This is a genomic window from Streptomyces sp. NPDC043952 (assembly GCF_056435325.1).
Genome location: NZ_JBWKES010000030.1, coordinates 68,910 through 79,259 on the forward strand (window position 1 = coordinate 68,910; position 10,350 = coordinate 79,259).

At 71.1% G+C, this 10,350-nt stretch carries 10 protein-coding genes; 3 read left to right on the forward strand and 7 right to left on the reverse strand.

Annotated elements, in window-relative coordinates; all coding sequences use genetic code 11:
- Positions 1-71: 71 nt before the first annotated feature.
- Together AC069R_RS26880 and nagB are read right to left on the reverse strand one after the other, a co-directional pair.
- Complete coding sequence (locus AC069R_RS26880) at positions 72-836, reverse strand: GntR family transcriptional regulator (protein ID WP_397984099.1); 765 nt, start codon at positions 834-836, stop codon at positions 72-74.
- Between the two features lie 184 nt (positions 837-1,020).
- Positions 1,021-1,806, reverse strand: a complete 786-nt coding sequence (nagB, locus tag AC069R_RS26885; protein WP_478769371.1) for a glucosamine-6-phosphate deaminase — start codon at positions 1,804-1,806, stop codon at positions 1,021-1,023.
- Positions 1,807-2,314: 508 nt separating this feature from the next.
- Between nagB and AC069R_RS26890 the strand changes: the two genes are divergently transcribed.
- Entirely contained in the window at positions 2,315-3,781 is a 1,467-nt protein-coding gene (locus tag AC069R_RS26890; protein WP_478769378.1) for a sensor histidine kinase, read from the forward strand.
- 232 nt (positions 3,782-4,013) lie between these two features.
- Here AC069R_RS26890 and AC069R_RS26895 read toward each other — a convergent pair whose 3' ends face one another.
- Both AC069R_RS26895 and AC069R_RS26900 read right to left on the reverse strand, forming a co-directional pair.
- Positions 4,014-4,271, reverse strand: coding sequence for a WhiB family transcriptional regulator (locus AC069R_RS26895; RefSeq protein ID WP_003992873.1), 258 nt, complete (start codon positions 4,269-4,271; stop codon positions 4,014-4,016).
- Positions 4,272-4,591: 320 nt separating this feature from the next.
- The gene (locus tag AC069R_RS26900; RefSeq protein ID WP_478769372.1) at positions 4,592-5,560 is read right to left on the reverse strand and encodes a diacylglycerol/lipid kinase family protein; all 969 of its coding nucleotides are present in this window, start codon (positions 5,558-5,560) and stop codon (positions 4,592-4,594) included.
- A 322-nt stretch (positions 5,561-5,882) separates the two neighbouring features.
- Between AC069R_RS26900 and AC069R_RS26905 the strand changes: the two genes are divergently transcribed.
- Positions 5,883-6,326, forward strand: a complete 444-nt coding sequence (locus AC069R_RS26905; RefSeq protein WP_478769373.1) for a hypothetical protein — start codon at positions 5,883-5,885, stop codon at positions 6,324-6,326.
- 10 nt (positions 6,327-6,336) lie between these two features.
- Here AC069R_RS26905 and AC069R_RS26910 read toward each other — a convergent pair whose 3' ends face one another.
- The 3 genes from AC069R_RS26910 to AC069R_RS26920 form a co-directional block, all read right to left on the reverse strand.
- Positions 6,337-7,437: an RNA polymerase sigma factor SigF gene (locus AC069R_RS26910; protein WP_478769374.1), complete on the reverse strand. Its 1,101-nt coding sequence runs from the start codon at positions 7,435-7,437 to the stop codon at positions 6,337-6,339.
- 20 nt (positions 7,438-7,457) lie between these two features.
- The gene (locus AC069R_RS26915; RefSeq protein ID WP_009190566.1) at positions 7,458-7,874 is read right to left on the reverse strand and encodes an ATP-binding protein; all 417 of its coding nucleotides are present in this window, start codon (positions 7,872-7,874) and stop codon (positions 7,458-7,460) included.
- Between the two features lie 427 nt (positions 7,875-8,301).
- The gene (locus AC069R_RS26920) at positions 8,302-8,562 is read right to left on the reverse strand and encodes a UBP-type zinc finger domain-containing protein (protein ID WP_111584747.1); all 261 of its coding nucleotides are present in this window, start codon (positions 8,560-8,562) and stop codon (positions 8,302-8,304) included.
- Between the two features lie 60 nt (positions 8,563-8,622).
- Between AC069R_RS26920 and AC069R_RS26925 the strand changes: the two genes are divergently transcribed.
- Positions 8,623-10,218: a Na+/H+ antiporter gene (locus AC069R_RS26925; RefSeq protein ID WP_478769375.1), complete on the forward strand. Its 1,596-nt coding sequence runs from the start codon at positions 8,623-8,625 to the stop codon at positions 10,216-10,218.
- The last annotated feature ends 132 nt before the right edge of the window (positions 10,219-10,350 follow it).

Sequence of the window (10,350 nt, forward strand, 5' to 3'; positions counted from 1 at the left end):
GAGGAAGACCCTGTCCGCAGGTCGGTATATCGATTCGGCGAAGACCCCTGCGGGCCCTGGTCCACCGGGCCCTAGTCCACCGGGCGCTTGAGCCGGGCGACGAACTTGTACCGGTCGCCCCGGTACACCGAGCGCACCCACTCCACCGGAAGGCCCTCGCGGTCCAGCGAGTGCCGGGAGAGCATCAGCATCGGCAGCCCGACGTCGGTGCCGAGCAGACCGGCCTCGCGCGGGGTGGCCAGCGAGGTCTCGATGGTCTCCTCGGCCTCGGCGAGGTGGACGTCGTACACCTCGGCGAGCGCGGTGTAGAGGGACGTGTACTTCACCAGCGAACGGCGCAGCGCGGGGAAGCGCTTGGCGGACAGGTGGGTGGTCTCTATGGCCATGGGCTCGCCGTTGGCCATGCGCAGCCGCTCGATGCGCAGCACCCGCCCGCCGGCGGAGATGTCGAGCAGTTCGGCGAGCCGGTCGTCGGCGGTGATGTAGCCGACGTCCAGCAGCTGCGAGGTCGGCTCCAGGCCCTGGGCGCGCATGTCCTCGGTGTAGGAGGTGAGCTGGAGCGCCTGGGAGACCTTGGGCTTGGCGACGAAGGTGCCCTTGCCCTGGATGCGCTCCAGGCGGCCCTCCACCACCAGCTCCTGGAGCGCCTGGCGGACGGTGGTGCGGGAGGTGTCGAACTCCGCGGCCAGCGTGCGCTCCGGCGGGACCGGGGTGCCCGGAGCCTGCGTCTGCGTCATGTCGAGCAGGTGCTTCTTCAGGCGGTAGTACTTCGGCACGCGCGCGGTACGGACGGTCGTGCCGGCCTCGTTCTCCGCACTGCTGACGTCGGTGCTCATGCTCTGCCTTCCCGGCTCCGGATGCCGAAAGCGACCGACATCCCCATCGGCCACGGCTCACATCGTGGCACGGCTTGCCGCGTCAGGACTCCACCCGCGCGCTCCGTGATCCCCTCTGTATACCGCCGGGGCCCGAGCTGGTCTAGTCCAACAGGGGGCCCGACGGGGGGCAGGGCCCGGCCTCCTAGATCCCCTGCCAGCGCGGCTTGTTCGCGTACGTGTGCCGGAAGTAGTCCGCCAGCTTCAGCTTGGAGGCGGCCGCCTCGTCCACGACGACGGTGGCGTGCGGGTGCAGCTGGAGCGCCGAGGCCGGGCACACGGCCGCCACCGGCCCCTCCACGGTCGCCGCCACCGCGTCCGCCTTGCCCTCGCCGGTCGCGAGCAGCACCAGGTGCCGGGCCTCCAGGATGGTGCCGATGCCCTGGGTGATGACGTGGTGCGGGACCTGCTCGATCTCGCCGTCGAAGAAGCGCGCGTTGTCCACGCGGGTCTGCTCGGTCAGGGTCTTGATCCGGGTGCGGGAGGCGAGCGAGGAGCAGGGCTCGTTGAACCCGATGTGCCCGTCGGTGCCGATTCCGAGCAGCTGGAGGTCCACCCCGCCGGCCGCGGCGAGCGCGCGGTCGTACGCCGCGCACGCCGCCTGGACGTCCTCGGCCGTGCCGTCGGGGCCGAGGAAGGAGTCCATGGCGATGCCGAGCGGCTCCAGCACCTCGCGGCGCAGCACCGAACGGTAGGACTCGGGGTGCTCGGCGGGCAGCCCCACGTATTCGTCGAGCTGGGCTATCCGGGCCCGCGCGGTGTCCACGGCGCCGGAGCGCACCTTGGCCGCGAGCGCCTGGTAGACGGGCAGCGGGGTGGAGCCGGTGGCGACGCCGAGCAGGGCGTCGGGCTTGCGGCGCAGCAGCTGTGCCATGGCCTCGGCGATCAGCTCGCCACCCGCCGCGGCGTCCGGAACGATGACAACTTCCACGCTGGACCTGCCGTTCTGGAGAGGGCTCGTGCGTCTATGTGGTTTAGACCAATCTAGCAGAGCGGGCCCCCCGCGCCGATGGCGCCGGTGCGCGGGGTCACGGAATTTCCGAGGCCTTCTGTCCCCATGGTCGGCCCCGGCGGGCTAGGCTGCGTGGCATCGAGTGCCATGGGCCGCGCCCGCCCGCAAGGGCATGGACATGCCCCATGGTCTAGTCCACAATCGAAGCGACTGTCCGGACGGTGCGTACGACGCGGTACGCGAGCGGACAGCGCGAAGCGAACAAGCCCCGCCTTCCCCGCACAGGAAGGCGGATCGAGGAACCGGCGCTCTCTGCCCTGACTGCCCCGGCTCCTCGGCCTTCGGCCGACCGGGACCGCACACCCCGCGGCCGATGATGCTCCGGGCTGCGGTGCCGGGAGGGTTGAGGGTCCCTTCCAGGCGCCGCGGCCCGCGGGTGTTTTCCGGCCATGCCGGGCCCGCGGGTACGCTCGCAACCGTGCCCTCCATGAACGAACTGGTCCGCCAGCACACCGCGCTCGACGACTCCGATCTCGAGTGGCTCCACCTGCTGGTCTCGGAGTGGCAGTTGCTCTCCGACCTCTCCTTCGCCGACCTGGTCCTGTGGGTCCCCACGCGGGACGGCACCCGGTACGTCTCGGTCGCCCAGATGCGCCCCAACACCGGCCCCACCTCCTACCAGGACGACATGGTCGGCCACCTCGTCCCGCGCGGCCGGCGGCCCATGCTGGACGTGGCGCTGGACGAGGGCCGGATCGTGCGCGAGGGCGACCCGGAGTGGCGCGAAGAGGTCCCCGTACGGGTCGAGTCCATCCCGGTACGGCGCGAGGGCCGGGTCCTCGGGGTGATCGCCCGCAACACCAACCTGCTCACCGTGCGCACCCCGAGCCGCCTTGAGCTGACCTACCTGCAGAGCGCCTCCGACCTCGCCCAGATGATCGCGGCCGGGTCCTTCCCCTTCCCTGGCCAGCAGGTCGACATGGACGCCTCGCCGCGCGTCGGCGACGGACTGATCCGGCTGGACGTCGACGGCATCGTGCAGTACGCCTCCCCGAACGCGCTGTCCGCCTACCACCGCCTCGGTCTCGCCGCCGACCTGGTCGGGCACCACCTCGGCCAGACCACCGCCGAACTCGCCCCCACCCGCGGCCCGGTGGACGAGGCGCTGGCGAAGGTGGCCAGCGGCTGGGCGCCGCGTGAGTTCGAGATCGAGTCACCCGACGGGGTGATCCAGTTCCGGTCCATCCCGCTCAAGCCCAAGGGCACCCGGATCGGGGCGCTGGTGCTGTGCCGGGACGTCACCGAACTGCGGCGCCGCGAGCGCGAGTTGATCACCAAGGACGCCACCATCCGGGAGATCCACCACCGGGTGAAGAACAACCTCCAGACCGTGGCCGCCCTGTTGCGCCTCCAGGCCCGGCGCATCGACTCCGAACGCGGGCGGGCGGCCCTGGAGGAGGCCGTGCGCCGGGTCGGCTCCATCGCCATCGTGCACGAGACGCTCTCCCAGAACCTGGACGAGCGGGTGGAGTTCGACGACATCGCCGACCGGGTGCTGTCGATGGTCGCCGAGATCTCGCCGGGCAAGGTGACCGGCCGGCGCAGCGGGCGGTTCGGGATACTCGACGCCGAGGTGGCCACGCCGCTGTCGATGGTCCTCACCGAGGTGCTCCAGAACGCCCTGGAGCACGGCTTTTGCGAGGGCGAGACCGGCACGGTGGAGGTCACGGCGGTGCGCGGCGGTACGACGAAGGAGTCCCGCCTCCTCGTCACCGTCCAGGACGACGGGGTCGGCCTGCCCGAGGGCTTCGACCCGCACCGCTCGGGCAACCTGGGGCTCCAGATCGTACGGACCCTGGTGGAGGGCGAGTTGGGCGGCACGTTCGACATGGTCCCGGCGCCACAGCGGGGCACGCGGGTGATCCTGGACATCCCGGTGCGTGCGCAGAAGTAGTCAACGGCCCCCTGCGGCGCCGCCGTTGGTATCGACCAATGGCGCCGGGGGGTGTGCCGGGGGCCCGGACAGCAGAAAGCCTCGGACCGTCTTCGGTCCGAGGCTCGTGCTCGTTGCTGCGCTGCTGTTCGCTGGCGGCATCGGGGGATACTGCGCGCTGCTGCTCGGGGGCGGGAGATGCGTGCGCGATGCACGCGCCGCCAAGCTCAGGCTGTCAGCTGGGGTGGGTGTGTCAGGCGGAGGCCTGACGAGCCCGGTTGCGGGCGGCACGGCGCTTCATCGCGCGACGCTCGTCCTCGCTGAGGCCACCCCAGACGCCGGAGTCCTGGCCGGACTCGAGCGCCCACTGCAAACACTGCTCGATCACCGGGCAGCGACGGCAGACGGCCTTGGCTTCCTCGATCTGCAGCAGCGCGGGACCGGTGTTGCCGATGGGGAAGAACAGCTCGGGGTCTTCCTCGCGGCAAACGGCGTTGTGACGCCAGTCCATGGCTGCTACCTCTCCTTGGTATTACGTGCAAGTTGCTTGTGAATGTGAACGCTTTCACGAATCCCTCGACAAGTGAAGGGCCGAACGCCGAGTCTCCCCCGGCGGGGTCCTTGGTATGAAGAGGGGTTCCGGTGATCAGTGGAGGCCGGTGTTGGGGGCCGTCCCGATCGCCACGTAGAGACTCGCAAACCTCAGCGGCGGATACAACCCCTTCCGGAAAGTTTTTTTTGATTCCTCGGTGTCGACTGGGTCACAGCCGTACTTCCATGGGGTGGATCCTGGCCTAAACGTTCGAGTGAAAGGACTTTCGCCTCTTCCACTCACACAATCACACGCAGTGCGCGGCGTACGCCTGTGAACGTCACGCTTGTGCGCAGCCCCAGGTGGTCACCGTCCATCTGGAGCGGCAGAGGAGCCTTCGAATGCAAGGTGAAGCGGTCCAGATCATGGAGCGGGAAGGCGTGCCTGCCATGAGGTCCGCGCTCGGGGGACGAAGTGAGCAACTGGGTGCCATACCGGGCAACCGCGGCCGTCGACAGGCGGCTGAGACCGAGCACGTCGATGCCCGTATCGAACGAGGCCTTAGGCGATGTGTACATGGGGCGATTGCCGAGATACGTCCAAGGGGACGTGTTCGAGACTATGGCGACAACAAGATCCTCGATCGGGTCCTCGCCGGGCCGCTCCAGCGTGATCAGGCCGTGCCGGCGATTGGCCTCGGCGAGGAACTGCCGGATCACCTGCCGTACATAGAGGGCGTGCGTCGACCTCTTGCCCCGGTCGCGCTGCTGCTCGACCCGGCCGACGACGCCCGCGTCGAAACCGAGTCCGGCGTTGAAGGTGAACCAGCGGGCCGGGACCCCTTCGTCCTCGCTGCCCGGCGTGCCGGAGGCGAGACCGAGGCCCACCACGCGCTCCCGGCCCTCGCGCAGCGCGTCCAGCAGGGCGCCGGTGGCCTCGACGGGATCGTTGGGCAGGCCCAGGGCGCGGGCGAAGACGTTGGTGGAACCGCCGGGTACGACGGCGAGGCCGGGCAGCCGGGCCAGATCGGGGCCGGCGTGCAGCAGTCCGTTGACGACCTCGTTGACAGTGCCGTCGCCGCCGAGCGCCACGACCATGTCGATGTCGTCGCTCTCGGCCGCCTGCCGGCCCAGGTCGCGCGCGTGCCCGCGGTACTCGGTGGTGACCGCCTCCAGCTTCACCTCGCTGGCCAGCGCGTGGATCAGCACGTCACGCCTGCGTGCGCTGGTGGTGGTTGCCGCCGGATTGACCACGAGGAGAGCACGCATGCACGTCAGCGTACCTACCCGGCGGTACCGGCCCCAGACCGAGGTAGGGATCGGGTAAGAGGGGAGAGAGTGAGACTCGGCACGGCTGTGCTGGTCAGGGGCGGGGCGGTCCGCTGTGTGGTGCGGGTGAGCGGTCCGCTTTGTGGTGCGGGTGAGTGGTGGGCTGGTCGCGCAGTTCCCCGCGCCCCTCCGGGGGCGCGGCGGCGCCCCGCCGGCGCGGGCAAGCGACCCAACCCCCGGCCGGCCGCAGCACGGCGCATCCGCACGCGCCGGTGACCGGGCCCACCCCCGGCCCGTCCCCGCCGGCGGCTACCCTGCTGGGGTGAGCAGTGAGCAGAAGGCCGCGCAGGAAACGACCGGTACCGAAGGAACGCGGCCCCGGAGGCTGACGTACGCCGCCACCCTGGCCGCCCTCGAAGGCATCGCCCTGTTCGCCGGCGGCCTGTGGGTACTCGTGCTCGGCATCACCGGCGCCCCCGACGACCGGCAGCAGGCCGTGACGCTCGGTATCACCCTCGCCGTACTCGCCCTGCTCCCGCTCCTCGCCACCCGCGGCCTCCTGCTGCGCCGCGGCTGGAGCCGGGGTCCCGCCGTGATCACCCAGCTGATGGCCCTCCCGGTGGGGCTCACCATGCTGAAGTCCGGCGGCGCCGCCGTCCCCGTCGGCATCGTCCTCGCCGTCGTGTCCGTCGCGGCGCTCGTGCTCCTCGTCAACCGGGAGACGACCCGGGCCCTCGGCATCAAGGGGCCGGGCCGCGCCGAGTAAGGCAGGCGCTCTACTCCTCCACCAGCAGCTTCTCCCGCAGCTGCGCCAGCGTCCGGGCCAGCAGCCGGGAGACGTGCATCTGCGAGATCCCGACCTCCTGCGCGATCTGCGACTGCGTCATGTTGCCGAAGAACCGCAGCAACAGGATCCGCTTCTCCCGCGGCGGCAGATCCTCCAGCAGCGGCTTGAGCGACTCCCGGTACTCCACCCCCTCCAGCGCCTCGTCCTCCGCGCCGAGCGTGTCGGCGACCGCGGGGGACTCGTCGTCGGTGTCGGGGACGTCCAGGGACAGCGTGGAGTACGCGTTCGCCGACTCCAGGCCCTCCAGGACCTCCTCCTCGGAGATCGCGAGCTTCTCCGCCAGTTCGTGCACCGTCGGCGAGCGGCCGTGCAGCTGGGACAGCTCCGCCGTGGCCGTGGTCAGCGAGAGCCGCAGCTCCTGGAGCCGGCGCGGCACGCGGACCGCCCAGCCCTTGTCCCGGAAGTGCCGCTTGATCTCGCCGACCACGGTCGGCGTGGCGTACGTGGAGAACTCCACGCCACGCTCGGGGTCGAACCGGTCCACGGACTTGATCAGGCCGATGGTGGCGACCTGGGTGAGGTCGTCCAGCGGCTCGCCGCGGTTGCGGAACCGGCGCGCCAGGTGCTCCACGAGCGGCAGATGCATGCGGACCAGCTGATTGCGCAGCTCCGCGTACTGCGCGCTGCCCGTGTCGAGCCCGCGCAGCTCGACGAACATCGCACGGGCCCCGCTGCGGTCGTGCGGGTCGTGCGGTGCGGCCTGTGCGCTCAGCGCGTCGTCGTCGGCATATCGCTCGTGCTCGCTCATCGTCCCGCCCGTAGCCCTTCCCCGAGGCCTCGCCCCCGCGCGGCCGGCGGGAGTGGTCCCGCCGCGCGCCGCGGGCGGGGAGCCGGGGTCCGCGCCCGCACCGCCGGGCTCCGCGGAGTGGTCCTCCGGGTGTGGCCTGGCCTGCTCGGGGATGCCGTCGATGCCGTCCGCCATGCGCCGGCCGTCGCGGGGGCTCTCCCCGGACGTCTCGGCCGCACTCGACCAGGGGGCACCCCCGTCCCCGGTCGGCAGCTCACGCGTGCCGCGATCTTCGTCCCGCACCGGACCGTCCCCGTTCTCCCTCACGCCGGCCCGGGACCCGCGCCGCGCTGTTTGTAGAGGCTGATGGACACCGTCTTGTCCTCGTCGACGGCGGACGAGACCTTCCCCGCGAGGGCCGACAGCACGGTCCAGGCGAAGGTGTCCCGCGAGGGGGCATGGCCGTCCGTGGTCGGAGCCGACACGGTGACCTCCAGCGAGTCGTCGACGAGCCGGAAGACACAGCTGAGCACCGAGCCCGGCACGGCCTGCTGGAGCAGGATCGCGCAGGCCTCGTCCACGGCGATGCGCAGATCCTCGATCTCGTCCAGGGTGAAGTCCAAGCGGGCCGCCAGACCGGCCGTGGCCGTCCGCAGCACCGACAGGTAGGCACCCGCGGCCGGCAGCCGGACCTCCACGAAATCCTGGTTCGCCGCGGGTTCGCCTGCGATCTGGGACACCCTCACCTCCATGGTGGTACAAGCTTTACAGGGGCCGAGGGTCGCCCCCCGGGGCTAACGCGTAGTGGTTCAAGCGGTGACGCTATCGCGCGCCGAATGTTTCCGTCCCCGGGACCCCGACCCCCTGGCGTCACTCACAGTAAAGCTGTGGATACGCTCCGTGTCTAGGGGGTGTGCGGCCCCAAATCGGGAGAGCCCGCGCCGGGTTGACGTACCCAGACGTCAGACGCCCGAACCGTCGTGCGCGCGCCGCCGCATGCAGTGTCACACGACACAGCCCCCGATCGGGAAGATGATCAACGATCGGACGCCACTCGTACGGGGTCAGGCCCCGGTTCCGTCCCGATTCGGCCGGGAATCGCACGGGAACCGCGCTCGGACGGGCGCCGCTCGGATCGAGTGCCGTGCAGACCGGATCGATTGCCGCTCAGACCAGGACGTGGTCCACGAAGCACCACCGCCAGTCCTCGCCCGGTTCGAACGTCCGCATCACCGGGTGCCCGGTCTGCTCGTGGTGCCCGGTGGCGTGCCGGCCCGGTGAGGAATCGCAGCAGCCGACATGGCCACAGGTCAGGCAGAGCCGCAGCTGCACCGGGTGCGTTCCGCTCGCCAGGCACTCCGGGCAGGTCGCTGAGCGCGGCTCGGGTTCCGGCCGCGGCAGCGCGTCGGCGTGCGTGCACTGTTTCATGATTGCCAGATTACGACGGGCGTGCGGCTGACCGCGCGGAAACGAGGGTGGGCGAGAAGCATGGACGTGATGCCCCTGCTGTTGCTGGTCGCGGGCAGTGCCGCGGTCGCCGGGACCGCCCGGCGCACCCCGGTGCCCGCGCCGCTGCTGCTGGTCGCGGTGGGCCTGGCGGTGTCGTACGTCCCCGGCGTCCCCGACTACACCCTCGAACCCGATGTCGTCCTGCCCCTGGTGCTGCCGCCGCTGCTCTACAAGGAGGGCACCGAGAGCTCCTATCTGGACCTGCGGGCCCAGAAGCGCCCGGTGGGGCTGCTGTCCGTCGGGTACGTGCTGTTCGCGACCTTCGTCGTCGGCTGGGCCGCCTATCTCGTCGTACCCGGACTGCCGCTGCCCGCCGCGCTGGTGCTCGGCGCGGTCGTGGCGCCGACGGACGCGGTCGCGGCCGCCGCGATCGCCCGCAGGGTCGGGCTGCCGTCCCGGATCACCACGATCCTCCAGGGCGAGTCGCTGCTGAACGACGCCACCGCGATCACCGCCTACAAGGTCGCCGTCGCCGCCGCCGTCGGCGCGGGCTCCACCTGGGCGGGCGGCATCGAGGAGTTCCTGCGCGCGGCGGTCGGCGGCGTGCTCGTCGGCCTGGTGCTCATGGTGCCGATCCACTGGCTGCGCACCCGTCTGACCGAGGCGCTGCTCCAGAACACCCTCTCGCTGCTGATCCCGTTCGTCGCCTACGGGGTCGCCGAGCAGCTGCACGCCTCCGGAGTGCTCGCGGTGGTCGTGGTCGCCGTCTACCTCGGACACCGCGCCTGGGAGGTCGACTTCGCGACGAGGCTCCAGGAGGAGGCGGTGTGGAAGATGGTCGCCTTCGTGCTGGAGTCGGCCGTGTTCGCACTGATCGGCCTCCAGCTGCCGCCCATCCTCAAGGGTCTCGCCGCCTACCACGGGGCCGACGCGGCCTGGTACGCCCTCGCCGTCTTCCTGGTCGTCGTGGCGGCCCGGTTCGTCTGGACGTTCCCGGCGACCTTCCTGCCGCGCGTGGTGTCCGGGCGGGTCCGGGAGCGCGAGGAGAACCCCACCTGGCGGGCGCCGGTCGTGGTCTCCTGGGCGGCGATGCGGGGCGTGGTCTCCCTGGCCATCGCCTTCTCCATCCCGGAGACGGTGCGCGGCGGCGCGCCCTTCCCGCAGCGCAACCTGATCCTCTTCCTGACCTTCACCACGGTCATCGGCACCCTGGTCGTGCAGGGCCTCACCCTCGCCCCGCTGATCCGCCTGATGAAGTTCCCCGGCCGCGACCGCCAGGCCGAGACCCTGGCCGAGGCCAACGCGCAGGCGCAGGCGTCCCTGGCCGCCGAACGCCGCCTGGAGGAACTCCTCGCCGACGAGCGCAACGCGCTGCCGCCGCCGCTCGCCGCCCGCCTCCGCGACGTCCTGGAGCGCCGCCGCAACGCCGTCTGGGAGCGCCTCGGCCAGGTGAACCCGGTCACCGGCGAGTCCGTGGACGACACCTACCGCAGGCTGTCCCGCGCGATGATCAGCGCCGAACGCGAGGTCTTCGTACGGCTGCGCGACCGCCGCCACATCGACGACGAGATGCTGCGCGCCCTGCTGCGGCACCTGGACCTGGAGGAGGCGGCGGCGTACCGGGAGACGGCGTGATGCGCTTCCAGGGCTCGGGCAACGGTGTGATGCGCCTCTAGGTCTTGTCTGACAAAGGATCTTGGTTGGGTTCGCGGAGCCAGAGGATGAGCGAGGCGAGGTGGACTCCGGCGCGGTATCGGTCGGCGAGTT

Bases quoted from the DNA above. Each gene is read 5' to 3' on its own strand.
- AC069R_RS26880 (WP_397984099.1), bottom strand. From the start codon at position 836: ATGAGCACCGACGTCAGCAGTGCGGAGAACGAGGCCGGCACGACCGTC.
- AC069R_RS26900 (WP_478769372.1), bottom strand. From the start codon at position 5,560: ATGCGTGCTCTCCTCGTGGTCAATCCGGCGGCAACCACCACCAGCGCA.
- AC069R_RS26895 (WP_003992873.1), bottom strand. From the start codon at position 4,271: ATGGACTGGCGTCACAACGCCGTTTGCCGCGAGGAAGACCCCGAGCTG.
- AC069R_RS26920 (WP_111584747.1), bottom strand. From the start codon at position 8,562: ATGAAACAGTGCACGCACGCCGACGCGCTGCCGCGGCCGGAACCCGAG.
- AC069R_RS26890 (WP_478769378.1), top strand. From the start codon at position 2,315: ATGAACGAACTGGTCCGCCAGCACACCGCGCTCGACGACTCCGATCTC.
- AC069R_RS26925 (WP_478769375.1), top strand. From the start codon at position 8,623: ATGGACGTGATGCCCCTGCTGTTGCTGGTCGCGGGCAGTGCCGCGGTC.